Here is a 19,314-nt window from a genome sequence, read left to right on the forward strand (position 1 = left end):
CGTTCGGCGAGCCCTCTCGTAGGGCGGGTGGCGTACGGAAAGGGTGATCTCGGTGGACGGGGCCCTTGACGCGATATATCGTGATTTGTGGACCTGGTACCACTGGCAGCCGATCCGCTCACAAGGAGTACCCATCATGTCGAGCAGTTCCGAGAACGCCGAGCACGTCACGGGGTCGAAGAAGCCCGAGAGCCTCCTCGTGGACCTGATCCGCGCCGTGAGCGGCCTCACCTCGGCCGTCTCCAAGGGGGTCATCGGCACTCCGATCAACCCTGGCCCGGCCGTCGACATCAAGAACCGCAAATGACCCCCTGGCCGCGCTGACGCCCTGGTGGGCTTCGCCGACCGTGCTCACGGCCGCGCCTCCAGCGCGGCGTGTTCGGGGCGCACTTTGAGTTCTTGAGTGATGCCAAGGCCGCTGCCTACGGCCTCCCCAGGCGGGATGGGGCTGCCTACTGGGCGGCGAAGCAATAAAAGGGCAAGGGGGACATCCGCTCCTTACCACTACCAACGTATAGCGCATGGGGGGGCTTGCCACAAGGCCCCGGGCGTACCCCACAATCACCCTTCGACACCGGAACGTACGGAGATCGGGGGCTGCGGAATGCGCGTTGTGTTGGTGACCTACGGGTCGCGCGGGGACGTCGAGCCGATGACGGGGCTGGCGGTGCGGCTACGGGAGCTCGGCGCCGAGGTGCGGGTGTGCGCACCGCCGGACTTCGCGGAGCTGCTGGACGATGTCGACGTGCCGCTGAGTCCCGTCGGCTGGCCGATCCGCGCGCTGGCGACGGGGGCGATCCCCGGGAAGGCGAAGGCGGGCCTGTCCGACATCGCCGCCGAGCTGACCGCCATGGCCTACGAGGCGGTCGCCGGGGTGGCCGAGGGCTGCGCCGCGGTGGTGGCCACCGGCTCGTTCCCGGCCTTGGCCGGTACGCGGACGGCGGCCGAGAAGCTGGGCGTGCCCTATGTGTTCACGTCCTTCTCCCCGTGTTACCTGCCGTCGTCGCATCACCCGCCTCTCCGCCGGCCGGGCCAGGTGATCCCCCCTGAGGTGACCGGCAACCGGGAGCTGTGGGACCGGCACGCCGAGCATATGGAAGCCATGTTCGGCGACACGATCAACACCCACCGGGCCTCGATCGGCCTGCCGCCGGTGAGCGGCGTCCGCGACCACGTCTTCACCGGCCACCCGTTCCTGGCGGCCGACCCGGTCCTGGGCCCGTGGCAGGAGACGCCGGAGCTCGACGTGACGCAGACCGGCGCGTGGATCCGGCTGGACGAGCGCCCGCTTCCGGCCGACCTGGAGGCGTTCCTGGCCGCCGGTGCGAAGCCGGTGTACGCGGGCTTCGGCAGCATGCCGATGCGGGGCGCGAACGCGCAGGAGGTCTCCCGGGCCGTCATCGAAGCGGTCCGGACGCAGGGTCGCCGCGTCCTGCTCGGGAGCGGCTGGGCTGACCTGGCCCTGATCGACGACCGGGACGACTGCTTCGTCGTCGGCGAGGTCAACCAGCAGGCGCTGTTCCGCCGGGTGGCCGCGGTCGTGCACCACGGCGGCGCGGGCACCACGACGACGGCGGCCCGTGCCGGGGCGCCGCAGGTGATCGTGCCCCAAGTCGCGGACCAGCCGTACTGGGCGGGGCGGGTAACCGAGCTGGGCATCGGCACGGGACACGACGGTCCGACGCCGACCGCCAAGTCCCTGTCAGCCGCACTCAAGATCGCCATGGCCCCCGAGACCGGTGCCCGCGCGGCCGTCGTGGCCGAGACGGTCCGCACCGACGGGGCGGAGCAGGCCGCGAAGCTTCTGCTCGACATGATCGGCCGGAGCGGGTCCGCGCTGTCCGCGGGCTGATCCCCCGGAGGTCGCACAGGTAGGCACCCCGCCGGTCCGCGCGTGCCCGCGGCCTGTCGGAGCCGCCGTCCCCGGCTCACCCCCGACCAAGGCCGCGCCCCGCCCAGCAGGCCCCGAACAGGTCGGTTCCCTGGTGTACCTGGACGCCATGATGCCCGGGCACGGCGACTCCTGCTGGGCTCTGGTCACCGACCGGGAACGGAACCGTAGGTGGTCTCGCCACTTGAGAAACTGTCGTGAAGGCCGAGGATGTGGGCCTGGGTGAGGGCGACGTGGTCGAAGGCGGCTCGCGGACCCGCCTTCGCACGGATCTGTTTCCGGGCTTCGGTCCAGGACCTGGCCGGGGCGGATCAGGCCTGCGGCCGCGTGATGTTGACCATCCAGCCGATGCCGAACCTGTCGACGCACATGCCGAACTCGTCGCCCCACATCTGCTTCTCCAGGGGAACCTGGACGGTGCCGCCCGCGCTGAGTTTCTCCCAGTAGCCGCGCAGCTCGTCGGCGTCGTCCCCGCTGAGGCTGATCGAGATGTTGTCCCCAGGGTTGCGCGTCATCCCGGGCGGGGTGTCGGAGGCCATGAGCGTGTACCCGCTTGCGGTCTCCAGTTGCCCGTGCATGATGCCGTTGGCGTCCGCACCGTGCTCCCCGGCGGCCTCGCCGAAGGTGTTCAGCGTCAGGCTGCCGCCGAAGACGCTCTGGTAGAACTCCAGGGCCTGCCGCGCCTCGCTGGCGAAGCTGATGTATGGGTTGAGACGAGAAGTCACCGTGACCTCCTGGTTTGGATGGAAGTTGCCGTTCTGGCAGACCGAAACCATACCCACTGCCACCGACAATTCCGCTCGACCCCGGCGCCTTCCTTCGCCCCACGCCGCCTCAGTCCAAGCTCCCGCCCTTAGATCCGAATGGCATTAGGGCCGTCGACCGCGCGCTCAGAGCGGCGGCGAACGGCCCCATGACGGCCCAGGCGCTAGGCCAATGGCCATGCGCCCCAGGTCGGACGCCCATGTGTATGAGAGGTCGTAGATGTGATCCATAAGGTGCCCCGACCCGCCAATCCCTTGATCATTAAGGGGCTCGTTCCGGATCTGTTCCGGTTCCCGGATCCTCACGATGGAAGGCCATGTCGATCACCTTCCCGGCCCGGCCCTCGGTGCCGGAGATCAGGTGCGTATAGGTCCGCAGCGTGTACCCGGGGTCCTGGTGCCCGAGGTATTCGGCCCGGGACAGGTGCTCACCCGCACCCACATCCTGGAGCACGTATGGGACTTCGCCTATGACGGCGTCTCCAATGTCGTGGACCAGTACATCGCCTACCTTCGCCGCAAGATCGACCGGCCGTTCGGCGTGAAGCACCTGGAGACCGTCCGCGGTGCCGGCTACCGGCTCCGAGTCCCGGTTCCCCCCGGCGCCGGGTGAGCCGTGGTGTCGCTGCGGCTGCGGCTTTCGCTGCTGTTCACTCTGGGCATCGCGATTGCGATCGCCATCGCCGGGATGGTGTTCCTGGCCCAGCTCCAGTCCGGCTTGAACACCGCCTTGGACGAGACGCTCCGCGCCCGGGGGGAGGCCGTGACGACCCGGCTCGCCGCGACCCAGGCGACCGCACGCCCGATTGGCGGTGACCAGCGGGGCGACTACCGAGGCGAGTTCTCCGAATCCGAGCGGCCGACACCGAGCGGCTGATCCGGCTGGCCGAAGACCTGCTGTTGCTGGCCCGCGCCGACGAAGGAGCCGAATTCCTGCAAGCGCAGCCGATCACGCTCTCCGATCTCGTGGCGGCCTCCGTGCGAAGCTCAGCGGCCACCGCCGCCACGCGAACGATCTCGATGGAACTGGACGCCGACCCGTCGATACGGATCGTGGGCGATCCGGACCGGCTTCGCCAGGTCGTTGACAACCTGCTTGGCAACGCACTTCGCCACGCCCCCGAGGGCAGCACCGTGGGACTGAACGTGCGGACCGCGACCAGCGACGGCGAGCCTGTGGTGGTCATCGAGGTCAGCGACCGTGGGCCCGGGTTTCCGCTGGAGTTCCTTCCATACGCCTTCGAACGCTTCCGCCGCGCCGACGCCGGACGTGCCCGCACGCAGGGCGGGGTCGGCCTGGGCCTCGCGGTCGTGGCGTCCATCGCCAACGCTCACGGCGACCGGGCCCGTGCCGAGAACCGCCCGGGCGGGGGCGCACGTGTCTGGGCCGAGTTCCCTCTCCGTCGTCCTCGGGGGCATTCCCGTGGGCGTGGCCACCTCTGACGTGCCGCTTTGTGGTTCCGCGGCCTCTGTCCAGGCATGTAGGGAAAGATGTCAATGCTCACATCTGGCGTACACGACCGTCTCATGAGCCGGCCTGCAAGCTGATCGGTGTCAGTCGACAACCGATTCCAAGGAGGTAATCAGTGAAGGTCACGCCCAAGATCGCCGCGATCACCCTGACGACCCTCGCCCTGGCAGGTGTGGGAGCCGGCACGGCGCTCGCCTCCAGCAACCCAGCCCCCAAGGCGCCGGTCGCTGTCAACTGGTCGCAGCCGACCACGTCGGATGCCGGTGCCGATGGCGAGCAGCAGGACGACAACGCCACCACTGCGAGCAGCCAGGGTCAGGACAGGCAGGACAAGCAGGACAAGGCCGGCCCCAACGACCCCGTTGATTCCACGGGCAAGGAGCCCGGCGGGAAGGCCGACGCGGAGACCAACGACGGCCCCGGCGGGAAGGCCGACGCCGAGACCAACGACGGTCCCGGCGGGCACACCGACCCGGCTGGTGATGTGAACCACCAGGCCACCGGCAAGCACTAACCACCACTGGCAAGGAGTAACAGCGAGAGATGGACGCGAGCCAGGGCCGCGGGGTGGCCCTGGCTCGCGGTCTTTCGTGGGCCGCTGCGCGAGGGTCCGGGAAATCCGCCGAAGGTTCCCACAGCCGTCTGGGTGTTATGCGGCTTTTATTCAGGAAGAAGCATATTTGTCCACATGAACGGGAACATGTCGCCTAGCATGGCGCTCGCCGCGGGCTCGCCGGCTCCCCGCCGGTGGCGCCCGTGGAGATCCACCCCCGGTGAGCCCGCGTACGCCCGCCCGCTGCTGCTGCTGATCGCAGCGGTCGCCGCGGTCCTGTTCACGTGGGACCTCGACCGCAGCGATTACCACATCTTCTACGCGACCGCCGTGCGCAGCATGACCCAGAGTCCGCTGGCCTTTCTGTTCGGCTCGTTCGACCCGGGCAACTCCATCACGCTCGACAAGCTGCCGGGGTTCCTGTGGCCGCAGGCGATATCGGCGTTCGTGTTTGGTTTTCACCCGTGGGCGTTGGTCCTGCCTCAGGCCATCGAGGGTGTCCTGTGCGTGTTCGTCCTCTACAAGGTGGTGCGTCGCTGGGCCGGCGACGTGCCGGCGCTCCTGGCGGCGGCCATCTTCACGCTGACCCCGGTGACCGTGGGTCTGGGTCGATCCATCGTCGAGGACTCGCTGTTCACGCTGTTGCTCTTGCTGGCCGCCGAGGCCGTGCAGCGCTCGGTGGAGCAGGCCCGGCTGCAGATCCTGTTGCCGGCCGCTGCCTACGTCGGGCTGGCGTTCCAGACCAAGATGCTGGAGGCTTGGGCCGTCCTGCCGGCACTGGGACTCACCTACCTGGTCGCCGCTCCCATCTCGCTGCGCCGCAGGACCGCGCACGTGGCGCTGGCCGGCCTGGTCACGGTCGCGGTGTCCGCCTCCTGGATTCTGATCGCGGCGCTGATACCGCCGAGCCAGCGGCCGTACATCGACGGCACGACGAACAATTCGGCCCTCAGCATGGTCGTCGGCTACAACTTCCTGAACCGCTTCGGATCCATGGGGGTCGACGCGTCCACGACCGGAAGCGTCATCGCGGACCAACAACGCGTGGATCCGGCGCCCGGCCGGACGGCGGATGCCACGACGGGCTCTTCGACGTCCCACATGGGCGACAGCGTGGCGAAGATGGTGAGTCCGGGGATCGCCTCGCAGACAGGGTGGCTCTATCCGCTCGCCCTGCTCTCGATCGGGCTCAGCCTCCTCACCCTCATTCGCAGGCGCGCCTCCCGGACCGACCGCCACCTCGCCCACCTGCTTTTGTGGGGGGTGTGGCTGGCGACGTACTTCATGGTCTTCAGCGTCGGCAGCGTCACCGGGCACACGTACTACATGGGGGTCGTCGCCGTGCCGCTGGCAGCCCTGATCGGCACCGGCTTCATGATCTGCTGGAAGGCGTACAAGGCCGGCGGGAGGCGGGCCTGGGTGCTGCCCGCCGCACTCGCCGTCAACGCCGCCTGGTGTGCCCTGCTCGCACTGTGCTACCCGAGGTTCCTGCCATGGCTGGCCCCCATGACCCTCGGGTTGTGCGTCATTGGAGTGGTCCTCATGTGTGTCCCCAGGCCGGGCCGGACCGCACCCCGTGGGGCGGCCATGGCGATCGGCATGGCGACCGGTATGGCGTCGGTGCTGGTCGGGCCCGCGGCCTGGTCGGTCTCGGCACTCGACGCGCGCTACAGTGAGACCGGTGGAATGGGCAGGGTCGGCCCGACCAGCCACCAGGGACGGCCCCAAGGGCTGACGCCGAGGCAGCGCAGCCTGCTGGCCTACGTGACGGCGCACCGCGCCGGCGCGAAGTACCTGTTCGCCGTAGAACGCTGGAATGACGCATCGCCGTACATCCTTTACGCCGCCGCATCGATCCTTCCGATGGGCGGCTACACCGGACAGGTCCCCTTCCCCACGCTGTCGCAGTTCTCGGGGCTCGTCGCGTCCGGGCAGGTCCGCTACGTGTTGTTGCGCGTCGGCCGGGGCGCCGCCGACCGGCCGGGGTCGACGACCGCGCAGGTCACGTCCTGGGTCCGTGCCAGGTGCACGCTCGTCCCGGAGCCCGCCTACGGCGGACCGCTCTTCCCTTCCCGGCGAGTCGGCGCCGTCGGCGGGGGGCACAGCGCGGCGGGTCCGAAGTGGGTACTCCACCGATGCGGCCCGGGCGCCTGAGCCCCGGTGGGCCCCGGCGTCTGAGCATCTCTTCCGGCCCGGAGATGGGGGGCGCGGCGGCGACGGCTGAGGATGAACCGGGTGCTCGGGTCCTACGCGAGGACTCCCGCAGCCGGCGCGGAACACCGATGCCTCCTTCGGAGGGGCCGCAGGGGGCTTCCTGAGTCCTCTCACGTGCAGAAACGGCCTGGCATCGAATCGCGATGCCAGGCCGTTCTGTTCGGGTTCTGTTCCGCCTAAGGACGAGAAACGACGGGAAACAACGAGCAAGAATGAGAACATTTTTCCAGCTCAGCGGCTGTTCCTAGGAAGATCGCCGAGGCCGGAAAACCCCGCCGTCACACGTCGTAGTACAGCTCGAACTCGTGCGGGTGGGGGCGCAGGCGGATCGGGTCGATCTCGTTCTCGCGCTTGTAGCTGATCCACGTCTCGATCAGGTCGGGCGTGAAGACGCCGCCTTCGAGCAGGAACTCGTGGTCGGCCTCGAGGGCGTTGAGGACCTCGGCGAGCGAGCCCGGGACCTGCGGAACCTGGCCGGCCTCCTCGGGCGGAAGCTCGTACAGGTCCTTGTCGACCGGCGCCGGCGGCTCGATCTTGTTGCGGATGCCGTCCAGGCCCGCCATGAGCTGCGCGGCGAACGCGAAGTACGGGTTGCAGGACGGGTCGGGCACCCGGAACTCGATGCGCTTGGCCTTGGGGTTGGACCCGGTGATCGGGATGCGGATGCAGGCCGAGCGGTTGCGCTGGGAGTAGACCAGGTTGACCGGCGCCTCGTAGCCCGGCACCAGGCGGTGGTAGGAGTTCACCGTCGGGTTGGTGAACGCCAGCAGCGCGGGCGCGTGCTTGAGCAGGCCGCCGATGTAGTAGCGGGCGGTGTCGGACAGGCCCGCGTAGCCGACCTCGTCGTAGAAGAGCGGCTCGCCGTCCTTCCAGAGCGACTGGTGGCAGTGCATGCCGGAGCCGTTGTCACCGAAGATCGGCTTGGGCATGAAGGTGACCGTGTGGCCGTACTCGACCGCGGTGTTCTTGATGATGTACTTGTACAGCATCAGGTTGTCGGCGGTCTTGAGCAGCGTGCCGAACCTGAAGTCGATCTCGGCCTGGCCGGCGGTGCCGACCTCGTGGTGCTGCATCTCGGTCTCGATGCCGGCGTCGATCAGACGGCGCACCATCTCGGAGCGCAGGTCGGTGAAGTGGTCCATCGGCGGCACGGGGAAGTACCCGCCCTTGTACCGCGGCTTGTAGCCGAGGTTGCCGCCCTCCTGGGCCTTGCCGGTGTTCCAGGCGCCCTCGATGGAGTCGATGTGGTAGTACGACTCGCTGGCGCTGCTGGCGAAGCGCACGTCGTCGAAGATGTAGAACTCGGCTTCGGGGCCGAAGAACACCGTGTCGGCGATGCCGGTGCCCTTGAGGTACTCCTCGGCCTTGCGCGCGACGTTGCGCGGGTCGCGGCTGTAGGCCTCGCCCGTCAGCGGGTCGTGCACGAAGAAGTTGATGATGAGGGTCTTGTGCTGGCGGAACGGGTCCAGCACGGCCGTGGACGGGTCGGGCAGCAGCAGCATGTCCGACTCGTGGATGGCCTGGAAACCGCGGATCGACGATCCGTCGAACATCAGGCCGTCGGTGAAGACGCTTGCGCCGAAGTTCTCCACGGGGAACGTGAAGTGATGCGTCGTGCCCGGCAGGTCGGTGAACCTGACATCGACGAACTGCACCCCTTCATCCCTGATGTACTTCAGGACATCGTCAGCGGAGCTGAACATCCAACCTCCCAAGGGCACGGGCTTACAGACTCGAACGTAGGCCTGTGCCGTTTCCACCCCGTGTCTCGTCTGTTTCACTGGTGTTAAGCGGAGGGGGGTGTACCGCCGAACGGACCATGGCGGTTCGCGGTTATCTTACCTGCATGGACAAGCAGCCCAGGTGGACCCAGACGTGGATCGGCGGGACCCGCGCGGCCGGTGTCGATCTCGGGTATCCGGGCGAGCGGCTCGGCCTGCCTCCCGAGGGCAGTGGCTCGGTCGCCAGGTTCGGCAGGCGCATCGGCGCGGTCCTGGTCGACTGGCTGATCTGCACCTGGGCCATCGCCCAGGGCCTGCTCCGCGCCGACCCGCGCACGGCCGGGTGGGTCGGACTCGGCGTTTTCGCCCTGGAGTACGTCGTGCTCGTCGGGTTCATGGGGATGACCTTCGGCATGAGGCTGTTCGGCATCCGCGTCGCCACCCTGGACGGAGGCGGCCGTCCGCCCTTCGGCGCCGTCCTGCTGCGCACGCTGCTGCTCTGCCTGGCCGTCCCCGCCCTGATCTGGGACCGCGACCAGCGCGGGCTGCACGACCGCGCCTCCCGGACCGTCGTCGTCCGCATCTGAGGACGGACTCCGGGGGACGGACGCCCCGCCCGGAAGGACCCCGGACGCCCCGCCCGCCGTAAGCGGGTACAGGGACCTGCCGGGGGCCTCCGGCGCGCTCTCAGCCCGCGCCGGGCCTCACACACGTGAAGATCGCGGTGCCGGGGAGGTGACGGCCGCGCAGCGGGCTCCAGCCACCCCACGTGCGGTCGTGGCCCGGCGGCCACTCCGGCTCCACCAGCGAGGTCAGCACCAGCCCCGCGCCGGTGATCGCCAACACCCAGTCGCCCAGCGTGCGGTGGTGCTCGACGTAGGACGCATCGCCGTGCGCGTCGCGCTCGACGTACGGCGCGCGGTCGAAGTAGGAGCGGTCGGCGGTCAGCCCGCGCGGCCCCGGATCGTCCGGGAACGCCCAGCGGATCGGGTGGGAGACCGAGAAGACCAGCCGCCCGCCGGGACGCAGCACCCTGCGCACCTCGGCCAGCACCGCTCCGGCGTCCGCCACGAACGGCAGCGCGCCGTACGCCGAGCAGGCGAGGTCGAAGGAGGCGCCGGCGAACGGGATCCGGCCCGCGTCGGCCTGCACGACCGGCAGGCGCACGCCGAACTCCTCGTCGATGCGGCGGGAGTGCTGGAGCTGGCGGCGGGACACGTCGAACGCGGCGACCTCGGCGCCCTGGCCGGCGAGCCACCGGCCGCACTGGCCCGCGCCGCACCCGATCTCCAGGACGCGACTGCCCCGGACGTCGCCGAGCAGGCGGGCGTCCGCCTCGTCCAGCCCCTCGGGGCACCAGACGAAGCCCGCGTCGCGCAGGAACTCGCCGTGCTCGGCCTGGTACTCGTCCGCCGCCGAATCCCACCAGCGGCGGCTGGCCAGCACACTGGACGGCTGGTCCAGCGGGCCGCGCGACACCGCCGAGAGGATCTCGGGCATCAGCGCATCTTGCCGCGCGGCATGCGCGCGCCCTTGGGCATGGGGCCCTTGGGCACGGGAAGCGTCTGCGGCAGCGCCCGGAGCCGGTAGTTGACCTCCGACACCGCCTGCTTCTTCAGGTTGCGCGGCAGCTTCATCAGGTGGCGCTGGAGCTTGTTGAGGGGCACCTGGCCCTCGCCCTCGCCGCACTGGATGTCGTACACCGGGACGTCGATCGCCACGCGCTGGACGCGCTTCTTCTCGGCGACCAGCATCTTCTGCACCCGGGCGCCGGGCCCCTCGGACACCAGCACGATGCCGGGGTAGCCGACGGCGCGGTGCACGACGTCCTGGTCGCGGGTGACGGCGACGGCCGGGGTGACCTCCCAGTTGCCGCGCATGCTCTGCAGGATCGCCGCGGCGGCGCCGGGCTGCCCGTCGAGCATGGAGTACTGGGCGCGCTGGGCGAGCTGGCCGAAGACCACCATGCCGACCGTCACGGCGACCATGACGCCGAGGACGATGAGCTGCCACACCAGACCCGTCACGAGCCCGAGGACGACGAATACGGCCAGCGTGGCGAGCGCCGACGCGTAGACGATCGGCATCCCCTTGGGGTTGGCCTTCTTGATGATCTGAGCGACCATGCGGAGCTGCTTGACGCGCCCCGGGCGGTCTGGGTCTGCGGGCTTGTTGGCCATGGTTAAAGGATACAAATGCTGGGCTGAAGAAAGGAAAACGTGATCTGACGCAGGTCGGACCGTGACCGTCCGCGTGGCGGTGAGTGCCCGACTGGATACGCCGCGTCCGGCGGGGGGGGGCGGTGATCGGCGGCCACGTTCCGGAGCCCGTGGGCGGGCGGACCTAGAGGTCCGGCCCGCGGACGGGTTCCTCGACGCCCAGGGAAGACGCCGCGGCGGCGGGAGCCGTCAGGCGGTCTGCCGGGCCTCGACGGCCTGCCGGTACAGGCGACCGGCGCGGTAGGACGAGCGGACCAGCGGGCCGGACATGACCCCGGCGAAGCCGATCGCCTCGGCCTCTTTCTGCAGCTCGGCGAACTCCTGCGGCTTGACCCAGCGGTCCACGGGGTGGTGGCGCGGCGTCGGGCGCAGGTACTGGGTGATCGTCAGCAGGTCGCATCCGGCGGCGCGCAGGTCGCGCATCGCCTCGACGATCTCTTCGCGCTCCTCGCCCATGCCGAGGATGAGGTTGGACTTGGTGACCAGCCCCGCCTCGTGCGCCATCGTGATGACCTGGAGCGAGCGGTCGTAGCGGAAGGCCGGGCGGATGCGCTTGAAGATGCGCGGCACGGTCTCGATGTTGTGGGCGAAGACCTCGGGACGGCTGGAGAACACCTCGTCGAGCTGGTCGCGGTGGCCGTTGAAGTCGGGCACCAGCAGCTCGACGCCGCAGCCGGGGACCTGCGCGTGGATCTGCCGCGCGGTCTCGGCGTACAGCCAGGCGCCGCCGTCGGGGAGGTCGTCACGGGCGACGCCGGTGACGGTGGCGTACCGCAGGCCCATCTGCACGACGGACTCGGCCACGCGGCGCGGCTCGTCCTTGTCGTACTCTTTGGGCTTGCCGGTGTCGATCTGGCAGAAGTCACAGCGCCGCGTGCACTGGTCGCCGCCGATGAGGAAGGTGGCCTCGCGGTCCTCCCAGCACTCGGAGATGTTCGGGCAGCCGGCCTCCTGGCAGACCGTGTGAAGACCCTGGTCCTTCACGAGGTTCTTGATCTCGTTGAAGTTCGGCCCGTTCCTGAGCCGGGTCTTGATCCACGGGGGCTTGCGCTCGATAGGGGTCTGGCTGTTGCGCACCTCCAGGCGGAGGAGCTTTCGGCCTTCAGGAGCAACGGTCACGCGTTCAAGCTTACGTCTCCGTTCCCGCTGGACCGCCCCCGGGACCGCCCCCGTGAACGCGCCCGCCGCGCCCGGCCGCCCCCTCGAAAGCGGCCGGTCAGAAGCGCCCGGACAGCAGGTCCTCCTCCTGGACGTCGAGGCCCTCGGCGCCGAGCGCCTCGGCCAGCCGCTTCTCGGCGAACGGCAGGACCTCGTCGACCGTGACGCGCCGGCCCGTCTCGGCCGACAGCGAGGTCACCCCGGCATCGCGGATGCCGCAGGGGACGATGCGATCGAACCAGGTGGGGTCGTTGGCGCAGTTGAGCGCGTAGCCGTGCATGGTGACGCCCCGGGCCACGCGGATGCCGATCGCGCCGAGCTTGCGGTCGGGCAGGCCGCGCGCCGGATCGCGCGCGACCCACACGCCGCTGCGGCCCTCGACCCGCCCCGCGGCCACGCCGAAGTCGGCGCAGACCTGGATCAGCGACTCCTCCAGCAGGCGGACGTAGGCGATCACGTCGAGCGACCCGGCGAGCCGGACGATCGGGTAGGCGACGAGCTGACCCGGACCGTGCCAGGTGATCTTGCCGCCGCGGTCGACGTCGATGACCGGAGTGCCGTCGGCGGGACGTTCCTCCGCGCTGGTGCGCTTGCCCGCGGTGTAGACCGGGGCGTGCTCCAGCAGGAGGCAGGTGTCGGGGAGAGTCCCCGCGACCCGCTGGGCATGCACGGCACGCTGGAGCTCCCACGCCTGCTCGTAGGGCACGTCGACCCCGAGGCGGACCAGCGCGAGCCTGCCGGCCCCGCTGACCGTCGCGCCCGGCTGGTTGGGCTGGTTGGCACGCTCGCTCACGGGGCCAGCCTAACGCGAGGTCACGTCGTCAGAAGGCGGGGTTCGATCCGGAACTCCTTCACATCGCCGTCGTCGCCGCGCTCGATCTTGTACGCGTACCCCTTCGGGTCGATCGTGACGGCCTGGATGAACTCGCCCTGGACGTAGTGCAGCGCGACGCCCTCGTCGGCGGCGTAACCGGTCGGCAGCTCGCCCGAGGCGATCGACTCGTGCAGCAGGGCCCGCCGCTGCGGGTCGGAGTTGTAGTGGACGCCGCACGAGTAGGGCAGGAGGGCGAGCCCTTCGGCCCACGGCCGCAGCACGGGCCCGAAGGAGTCGGTGTTCCCGCCCACGTGCCAGCACAGGGCCCCGGCGCTCTGCCCCGACAGCACCACGCCGGCCCGCCAGGCCTCCTCGAACGCATCGTCCAGGCCGTGCAGCCGCCACAGGGCCATCAGGTTCGCCACGCTCCCCCCGGAGACGTAGACGAGGTCCTGCTCGAGGATCCAGTCCTTGGGGCTCTCGACGTTGGGCATCGGGAACAGCGTGAGATGGCTCAACTCGACGTCCCACGCCCGGAACCCGCCGTACATCTTCAGCAGCCAGTCGGCGTCGTCACCGGTGGCCGTGGCGACCAGGCCGACCTTCGGGCGATCCTGCCCGGTCAGGTCCAGCGCGTAGCGGAGCAGCCCGGTGGCCTCGATGCAGCCGTAGCGCGGCGTCACCCGGAACGAGCCTCCGCCGATGGCGAGAATGTGGGACTGGCCGAGCCTGCTCATGTCGTCTCCTGTGCCTGTTGGGGGGTGGCGGCCTCAAGGCGGACGGCCTCGGGGCCGCGTCACGGCTTCCTTTCGCATTTACCGGGACGACACCCTAGGTTATGGCGGCCAACGCCTCGTCGAGGCGAGGATGCCGGAACCGGTAGCCCATCTCCAGCAGGCGTCGCGGCATCACCCGCTGGCCGATGAGCACCCCCTCGTCCGCCAGGCCGCCGAGCGCGGCCCGCAGCGCGAACGCGGGCACGGCGACCGGCATGGTGGGACGGCGCAGCGCGCGGCCGAGGGCCTTGGTGAACTCGGCGTTGGTGACCGGTGTGGGAGCGGTCAGGTTCACCGGCCCCGACACCGCGGGCTCGGCCATCAGATGCCTCGCCGCGCCGATCCAGTCGGCCATGGAGATCCACGAGGTGTACTGCCGCCCGGAGCCGAGGGGCGCCCCCAGCCCCGCCCGGAAAAGCGGGAGGATCCTGCCGAGGAACCCGCCCTCACGCGCCAGGACGTGCCCGGTGCGCAGGTGGACGACCCGGACGCCGGCCTCCTCGGCGGGCCCGGTCTCGGCCTCCCACGACCGGACCAGCCCGGCCAGCCACTGCCCCGCAGGGCCGTCGCCCGGCTCGCCCGGCGGCTCGGGGCGCGTCCCGGGACGGGACCTGGGCTCGGCGGACTCGTCCACGGGGTGGTCGCCTGTGTCCCCGTAGACGCCGATGGCCGACCCGGACAGCAGGACCGCGGGCGGCCGGTCCAGGGACGCGATCGCGGTGGCCAGCGTGCGCGTGCCGTCGACGCGGCTGGCGATCAGTTCGCGCCGGTAGGCGGGCGTCCACCGCTTGTCGGCGACCCCGGCCCCGGCCAGGTGGACGACGGCGTCCGCCGCCTCCAGCACCGCGGGGTCGAGCACCCCTTCCCGGGGGTTCCAGAACGCCTCGCCGGGGGCCGCGGGCGGGCGGCGCACGAGCCTGACGACGGAAAGGCCCTCGTCGCTCAGTGCGCGGACGAGGGCCTTCCCTATGAGCCCGGACGAGCCGGTGATCACGACTGCCATGCCGATCAGCCTATGCGGCGACCGCCCGGCGGACGCGGATCACCGGCGCGCCGTGCCGGACGCGTCAGGCCAGGCCGAGCTGGGCCTCGAAGCGGCCCTCCTCCAGACGGCGCTTGATCGTCGTCAGGAAGCGGGCGGCGTCGGCGCCGTCGACCAGGCGGTGGTCGTAGGTCAGCGCGAGGTACACCATCGAGCGGACCGCGATGACCTCGCCCTCGGGCGTGTCCACGACGACCGGGCGCTTGACGACCGCGCCGGTGCCGAGGATCGCGACCTGCGGCTGGTTGATGATCGGCGTGTCGAACAGCGCGCCGCGGCTGCCGGTGTTGGTCAGCGTGAACGTGCCGCCCGACAACTCGTCCGGGCTGACCTTGTTGGTGCGGGTGCGCTCGGCCAGGTCCGCGATCTTACGGGCGAGGCCGGCCAGGTTGAGGTCGCCGGCGTCCTTGATGACCGCGGAGGCGAGCCCGCGCTCGGCGTCGACGGCGAAGGCCAGGTGCTCGTGGTCGAAGTAGGTGACCTCGTTGGTCTCGCTGTTGATCACCGCGTTGAGCTTGGGGTGCTGCTTGAGCGCCTCGACCGTGGCCAGGGCGAAGAACGGCGTGAAGCTGAGCTTGACGCCCTCCCGCCGCTGGAAGTCGGCCTTGGCGCGATCGCGCAGCCGGGCGATCTTGGTGACGTCGACCTCGACGACCGAGGTCAGCTGCGCGGAGGTCTGCAGCGACTCCATCGTGCGCTTGGCGATGGTCTGCCGCATGCGCGACATCTTCTCGGTGCGCCCGCGCAGCGTCGTGTCGGCCTGGACCGGCTCGGGGGCCGGGGCGGCGGCCTGCGGTGCGACCGGGGCCGGGGCCTGCGCCGGGGCGGCCTGGGCCTGCTGCTGCGCGGCCTGGGCCTGGGCGGCCTGCTCGCGCTGCAGGCGCGCGGCCTCCAGGACGTCCTGCTTGCGGATGCGGCCGCCGACGCCGGTGCCGCCCAGCGAGTCCAGGTCGACGCCGTGCTCGGCGGCGAGCTTGCGCACCAGCGGCGTGACGTACGGGCTCTCGCCGGAGACCGGTGGCGCGGCCGGCGCGATCGGCGACGGGGCGGCGGTCGCCGGGGCCTGCTGGACCTGCGGCTTCGGCGCCTGCGGCGCGGGCTGCGGCGGCTGCGGGATCGAGGACGCCGGGGCGGGCGCCGGGGCCGGGGCGGGAGCGGGCTCGGGAGCCGCCGCCTGCACGGGCACGGGCTCCGGCTCGGGACGCGCCTCGGGCTCGGCCTGGGCGGGAGCCGCCGCGACGCCCGCCGCGCCGTTCTCGTCGATGACGGCCAGTTCGGCGCCGACCTCGACGGTCTCGTCCTCGGCTACGACGATCTTGGTCAGGACGCCCGCGGACGGGGAGGGGATCTCGGTGTCGACCTTGTCGGTGGAGACCTCGAGCAGCGGCTCGTCGGTCTCGACGTGGTCTCCCTCCTTCTTCAACCAGCGGGTGACGGTGCCCTCGGTCACGCTCTCGCCGAGCTGGGGCATGGTTACGGAAACCGGCATGGTGTCGTCTTCTCTCGCGTTCCCTGTGAGGGGCTTAGTTGTGTACGTGAAGGGGCTTGCCGGCCAGGGCGAGCATCGCCTCGCCGACAGCCTCGGACTGGGTCGGGTGCGCGTGGATGAGCTGCGCCACCTCGGAGGGCAGCGCCTCCCAGTTGTAGATGAGCTGCCCCTCGGTGACGAGCTCACCCATGCGCTTGCCCACCATGTGGACGCCGAGCACGGGGCCGTCCTTCTGGGATATGACCTTGACGGCGCCCTGCGTGCCGATGATCTGGCTCTTGGGGTTGCCGCCGAGGTCGTAGACCAGCTCGGTGATCTCGTAGCCGCGCTCCTTGGCGACGGCCGACGTGATGCCGACGGAGGCCACCTCGGGGTCGGAGTAGGTGATGCGGGGCACGCCTGCGTAGTCGATGGGCATCGGGGACAGGCCGGCGATGTGCTCGGCGACGAGGATGCCCTCGGCGAAGCCGGCGTGCGCGAGCTGGAGGGTCGGGATCAGGTCGCCGACCGCGTAGACGCCGGGCACGCTGGTGCGGCAGAACTCGTCGACGACGACGGTGCCGCGCTCGATGGCCACCCCGGACTCCTCGTACCCCAGGCCCGTGGCGACGGCGCCGCGCCCGACGGCGACGAGCAGCAGCTCGGCGTCCAGGGTCTTGCCGCCCTCCAGGGTGACGACCACGCCGGTGCCGGTGGTCTTGACGCTCTCGAAGCGCACGCCGAGCTCGTACTTGATGCCCCGGCGGCGGAAGGCGCGCTCCAGGAGCTTGGAGCTGGACTCCTCCTCCAGCGGGAGCAGGTGGGGCAGGGCCTCGACGATCGTGACCTCGGCGCCGAAGGAGCGCCAGACGGAGGCGAACTCGACGCCGATCACGCCACCGCCGAGGACGACCACCGACGACGGGACGCGGTCGAGCTTGAGCGCGTGGTCGCTGGTGATCACCCGGTCGCCGTCGATGTCGAGGCCGGGCAGCGACTTCGGCACCGAGCCGGTGGCCAGGACGATGTTGCGGCCCTCGACGGCCTGGCCGCCCACGATGACCCGGCCGGGGCCGGCGAGGCGGCCCTCGCCCTCGATGATCGTGATGCCCCGGCTCTTGAGCAGCCCCTGGACGCCCTTCCAGGCGCGGTTGACGATCTTGTCCTTGAAGGCGTGGACGCCGGGCATGTCGATGCCCTCGAACCTCGCCTTGACGCCCACGGTCGTGGCCTCGCGCGTCTCGTCGGCGACCTCGGCGGCGTGCAGCAGCGCCTTGGTCGGGATGCACCCCCGGTGCAGGCACGTGCCGCCGATCTTGTCCTTCTCGATCAGCGCGACGGACTTGCCGAGCTCGGCCGCCCGCAGGGCACAGGCGTAGCCGCCGCTACCGCCCCCCAGGACAACGATGTCGAAGGGGCCGCTGCCATCAGCCACTGGAAAGCTCCTTGTCGGATCGGTGGGCCCTCACGGCCGGGCCATGCCGCATCGACGGCGCGCCCCGGCCTGCCCAACAGCATCTTTTCACTTGTCCCGCGTGTTCGTGACGCCGCCGGTCTCCGTCGGCCGGTGCGCCCGCGTTCATCATGCCTCCCGCGCCGCCTGGTGACGCTCGGCCAGCGCGACGAGGGTGCGGGTCAGTATCCCCGTGCCGCCCTTGGGCGTGTACCCGTAGGGGGCTTCCTTGTTGAAGGCGGGCCCGGCGATGTCGACGTGCGCCCACCGCACGCCCTCGGGGACGAACTCGCGGAGGAAGATGCCGGCGGCGAGCATGCTGCCCGAACGCTCGGGGTTGAGGTTGGCGATGTCGGCGATCGGCGAGTCGAGGCCCTTGCGCAGGTCCTCGGGGAGGGGCATGCCCCAGGCGGCCTCGCCCTGGCCGACGGCGAGCTCGACGAGCTCCTCGCGCAGCGCGTCGTCGGAGGCCATGACGCCGGAGGTGCGCCAGCCCAGCGCGACGATCTGCCCGCCGGTCAGGGTGGCGACGTCGACGATGATGTCCGGGCCGTCCTCGCCGGCGCGGGCGATGCCGTCCACGAGGACCAGCCGCCCCTCGGCGTCGGTGTCGAGGACCTCGACGGTCTTGCCGGAGTAGGTGGTGAGCACGTCCGAGGGGCGCTGGGCGCTTCCGCTCGGCATGTTCTCGGCCAGGCACAGGTAGCCGACGGCGTTGACGCGCAGGCCGAGCCTGGCGATGGCGAGCAGCGCGCCGAGGACCGCCCCCGCGCCGCCCATGTCGGACTTCATCAAGGTCATGGAGGCGGACGGCTTGAGCGACAGGCCGCCGGAGTCGAAGGTGATGCCCTTGCCGACGAACGCCAGCGTGGTGGCCGCCTCGGGGTGGGTGTAGCCCAGGCGCACCAGGCGCGGGGGGTTCACCGAGCCCTGGCCGACGCCGACGATGCCGCCGTAGCCGCCTTCCTTCAGCGCGGTCTCGTCCAGCACCTCGACCGTGAGCCCGGCCTTGGCACCGGTCTGCTCGGCGATCTCGGCGAAGCGGGCGGGCGAGAGGTCGGACGGCGGGGTGTTGACCAGGTCACGGACGAGCGTGACGGACTCGGCCAGCGTCGCCGCCCTGGCGACGGCGTCCTCGCCGCCGGGCGCGCCGGTCAGGACGGTGATCTCGCCGACGGGCGGCTTGAGCTCCTCCGCGGTGCGGTACCTGGCGAAGTCGTAGGCGCCGAGCAGGCCACCGAGGGCCACGGCCTCGGCCTGCTCGGGCGTGGTGGCGGGCAGCGCGAGGGCGGCGCGGGGCGTCCCGGCCAGCGAGCGGACGGCCGCGCCGGCGGCGCGCCGCAGCACCTCGAGGTCGTAGTCGCCCTCGGCCCGGGGGGCCTCGCCCAGACCGGCGGCGACGACCACGGTCGCGGGCAGCGCGCCGAAGGTCGGGATCTTGGCGATCTCGCCGGGCTTGCCGGAGAAGCCGAGGGCGCCGAGCGTCGCGGCGAGGCCGCCGGAGAGCGCGGCGTCCACGTCGTGCGCGCCCGGTGCGGGGCGGGGACCTTCGGGGGAGGCGTTGATGCCGACTACGAGGGCTTCGGTCTCCACCGACCCCGAGTCAAGGGCGTTAAGTCGCACTGTCGTCACGAAGGCCGATGCTAGCCCTGGATGCCCCATACGCATAAACGAGGGTTCGTCCTATGAATTGGTTGACCTGCGCGGCGCCGACCGGCACGACGCCGGCTCCCTCGGCCGGCGTGTCCTTCTCGTCCCGGGCGCGGCGGT

General features: G+C 70.8%; 19 protein-coding genes. 8 read left to right on the plus strand and 11 right to left on the minus strand.

The window, feature by feature from the left end:
- The first annotated feature begins 136 nt into the window (after positions 1–136).
- Both AB0H21_RS07755 and AB0H21_RS07760 read left to right on the plus strand, forming a co-directional pair.
- The gene (locus AB0H21_RS07755; RefSeq protein ID WP_358513217.1) at positions 137–307 is read left to right on the plus strand and encodes a hypothetical protein; all 171 of its coding nucleotides are present in this window, start codon (positions 137–139) and stop codon (positions 305–307) included.
- A 297-nt stretch (positions 308–604) separates the two neighbouring features.
- Positions 605–1,852 (plus strand): glycosyltransferase, encoded by a 1,248-nt coding sequence (locus tag AB0H21_RS07760; protein ID WP_358513219.1) that lies wholly within the window; start codon positions 605–607, stop codon positions 1,850–1,852.
- Between the two features lie 350 nt (positions 1,853–2,202).
- On the opposite strand, the gene AB0H21_RS07765 is transcribed toward AB0H21_RS07760, so the two are convergent.
- Positions 2,203–2,616 (minus strand): VOC family protein, encoded by a 414-nt coding sequence (locus AB0H21_RS07765; protein WP_358513221.1) that lies wholly within the window; start codon positions 2,614–2,616, stop codon positions 2,203–2,205.
- A 436-nt stretch (positions 2,617–3,052) separates the two neighbouring features.
- On the opposite strand from AB0H21_RS07765, the gene AB0H21_RS07770 reads away from it, so the two are divergent.
- The 5 genes from AB0H21_RS07770 to AB0H21_RS07790 all read left to right on the plus strand — a co-directional run bounded on the left by AB0H21_RS07770 (position 3,053) and on the right by AB0H21_RS07790 (position 6,833).
- Positions 3,053–3,268, plus strand: coding sequence for a winged helix-turn-helix domain-containing protein (locus AB0H21_RS07770; RefSeq protein WP_358513223.1), 216 nt, complete (start codon positions 3,053–3,055; stop codon positions 3,266–3,268).
- Between the two features lie 6 nt (positions 3,269–3,274).
- Positions 3,275–3,532, plus strand: coding sequence for a hypothetical protein (locus tag AB0H21_RS07775; protein ID WP_358513225.1), 258 nt, complete (start codon positions 3,275–3,277; stop codon positions 3,530–3,532).
- Between the two features lie 101 nt (positions 3,533–3,633).
- Positions 3,634–4,098, plus strand: coding sequence for an ATP-binding protein (locus tag AB0H21_RS07780; protein ID WP_358513227.1), 465 nt, complete (start codon positions 3,634–3,636; stop codon positions 4,096–4,098).
- A 143-nt stretch (positions 4,099–4,241) separates the two neighbouring features.
- Positions 4,242–4,640 (plus strand): hypothetical protein, encoded by a 399-nt coding sequence (locus AB0H21_RS07785; RefSeq protein WP_358513230.1) that lies wholly within the window; start codon positions 4,242–4,244, stop codon positions 4,638–4,640.
- Positions 4,641–4,826: 186 nt separating this feature from the next.
- The gene (locus AB0H21_RS07790) at positions 4,827–6,833 is read left to right on the plus strand and encodes a glycosyltransferase family 39 protein (protein ID WP_358513232.1); all 2,007 of its coding nucleotides are present in this window, start codon (positions 4,827–4,829) and stop codon (positions 6,831–6,833) included.
- 338 nt (positions 6,834–7,171) lie between these two features.
- Here AB0H21_RS07790 and glnA read toward each other — a convergent pair whose 3' ends face one another.
- The gene (glnA, locus tag AB0H21_RS07795; protein ID WP_358513234.1) at positions 7,172–8,596 is read right to left on the minus strand and encodes a type I glutamate--ammonia ligase; all 1,425 of its coding nucleotides are present in this window, start codon (positions 8,594–8,596) and stop codon (positions 7,172–7,174) included.
- 143 nt (positions 8,597–8,739) lie between these two features.
- Between glnA and AB0H21_RS07800 the strand changes: the two genes are divergently transcribed.
- Positions 8,740–9,201 (plus strand): RDD family protein, encoded by a 462-nt coding sequence (locus AB0H21_RS07800; protein WP_358513236.1) that lies wholly within the window; start codon positions 8,740–8,742, stop codon positions 9,199–9,201.
- A gap of 100 nt (positions 9,202–9,301) precedes the next feature.
- Here the strand turns inward: AB0H21_RS07800 and AB0H21_RS07805 are convergent, their stop codons facing one another.
- The 9 genes from AB0H21_RS07805 to AB0H21_RS07845 all read right to left on the minus strand — a co-directional run bounded on the left by AB0H21_RS07805 (position 9,302) and on the right by AB0H21_RS07845 (position 19,212).
- A complete protein-coding gene (locus tag AB0H21_RS07805; RefSeq protein ID WP_358513238.1) occupies positions 9,302–10,114 on the minus strand; it encodes a class I SAM-dependent methyltransferase in 813 nt (270 codons plus the stop codon).
- On the minus strand, positions 10,114–10,794 hold the full coding sequence (locus AB0H21_RS07810; RefSeq protein ID WP_358513240.1) for a DUF4191 domain-containing protein: 681 nt from the start codon (positions 10,792–10,794) through the stop codon (positions 10,114–10,116). The genes AB0H21_RS07805 and AB0H21_RS07810 overlap by 1 nt, the downstream gene beginning before the upstream one ends.
- 228 nt (positions 10,795–11,022) lie before the next feature.
- Positions 11,023–11,952 (minus strand): lipoyl synthase, encoded by a 930-nt coding sequence (gene lipA / locus AB0H21_RS07815; protein WP_358513242.1) that lies wholly within the window; start codon positions 11,950–11,952, stop codon positions 11,023–11,025.
- 97 nt (positions 11,953–12,049) lie between these two features.
- Positions 12,050–12,718, minus strand: a complete 669-nt coding sequence (gene lipB / locus AB0H21_RS07820; protein ID WP_358514198.1) for a lipoyl(octanoyl) transferase LipB — start codon at positions 12,716–12,718, stop codon at positions 12,050–12,052.
- An 86-nt stretch (positions 12,719–12,804) separates the two neighbouring features.
- Positions 12,805–13,542: a peptidase E gene (locus AB0H21_RS07825; protein ID WP_358513244.1), complete on the minus strand. Its 738-nt coding sequence runs from the start codon at positions 13,540–13,542 to the stop codon at positions 12,805–12,807.
- 94 nt (positions 13,543–13,636) lie between these two features.
- Complete coding sequence (locus tag AB0H21_RS07830; RefSeq protein WP_358513246.1) at positions 13,637–14,584, minus strand: DUF1731 domain-containing protein; 948 nt, start codon at positions 14,582–14,584, stop codon at positions 13,637–13,639.
- Positions 14,585–14,648: 64 nt separating this feature from the next.
- Positions 14,649–16,112: a 2-oxoglutarate dehydrogenase, E2 component, dihydrolipoamide succinyltransferase gene (gene sucB, locus AB0H21_RS07835; RefSeq protein WP_358513248.1), complete on the minus strand. Its 1,464-nt coding sequence runs from the start codon at positions 16,110–16,112 to the stop codon at positions 14,649–14,651.
- 34 nt (positions 16,113–16,146) lie between these two features.
- Positions 16,147–17,526 carry a dihydrolipoyl dehydrogenase gene (lpdA, locus tag AB0H21_RS07840; RefSeq protein ID WP_358513250.1) on the minus strand — a complete coding sequence of 460 codons (1,380 nt, stop codon included), beginning with the start codon at positions 17,524–17,526 and terminating at the stop codon, positions 16,147–16,149.
- Positions 17,527–17,673: 147 nt separating this feature from the next.
- Positions 17,674–19,212 carry a leucyl aminopeptidase gene (locus AB0H21_RS07845; RefSeq protein WP_358513252.1) on the minus strand — a complete coding sequence of 513 codons (1,539 nt, stop codon included), beginning with the start codon at positions 19,210–19,212 and terminating at the stop codon, positions 17,674–17,676.
- Positions 19,213–19,314: the final 102 nt, after the last annotated feature.

The organism is Sphaerisporangium sp. NPDC051011 (genome assembly GCF_040653595.1).
In the GTDB taxonomy this organism is placed as follows: Bacteria; Actinomycetota; Actinomycetes; order Streptosporangiales; family Streptosporangiaceae; genus Sphaerisporangium.

Excerpts from the sequence above, each read along its gene's own strand:
- AB0H21_RS07755 (WP_358513217.1), top strand. The coding sequence starts at position 137 with ATGTCGAGCAGTTCCGAGAACGCCGAGCACGTCACGGGGTCGAAGAAG.
- AB0H21_RS07760 (WP_358513219.1), top strand. The coding sequence starts at position 605 with ATGCGCGTTGTGTTGGTGACCTACGGGTCGCGCGGGGACGTCGAGCCG.
- AB0H21_RS07790 (WP_358513232.1), top strand. The coding sequence starts at position 4,827 with ATGTCGCCTAGCATGGCGCTCGCCGCGGGCTCGCCGGCTCCCCGCCGG.
- glnA (WP_358513234.1), bottom strand. The coding sequence starts at position 8,596 with ATGTTCAGCTCCGCTGACGATGTCCTGAAGTACATCAGGGATGAAGGG.
- AB0H21_RS07800 (WP_358513236.1), top strand. The coding sequence starts at position 8,740 with ATGGACAAGCAGCCCAGGTGGACCCAGACGTGGATCGGCGGGACCCGC.
- AB0H21_RS07805 (WP_358513238.1), bottom strand. The coding sequence starts at position 10,114 with ATGCCCGAGATCCTCTCGGCGGTGTCGCGCGGCCCGCTGGACCAGCCG.
- AB0H21_RS07810 (WP_358513240.1), bottom strand. The coding sequence starts at position 10,794 with ATGGCCAACAAGCCCGCAGACCCAGACCGCCCGGGGCGCGTCAAGCAG.
- AB0H21_RS07825 (WP_358513244.1), bottom strand. The coding sequence starts at position 13,542 with ATGAGCAGGCTCGGCCAGTCCCACATTCTCGCCATCGGCGGAGGCTCG.
- AB0H21_RS07830 (WP_358513246.1), bottom strand. The coding sequence starts at position 14,584 with ATGGCAGTCGTGATCACCGGCTCGTCCGGGCTCATAGGGAAGGCCCTC.
- sucB (WP_358513248.1), bottom strand. The coding sequence starts at position 16,112 with ATGCCGGTTTCCGTAACCATGCCCCAGCTCGGCGAGAGCGTGACCGAG.
- AB0H21_RS07845 (WP_358513252.1), bottom strand. The coding sequence starts at position 19,212 with ATGCGTATGGGGCATCCAGGGCTAGCATCGGCCTTCGTGACGACAGTG.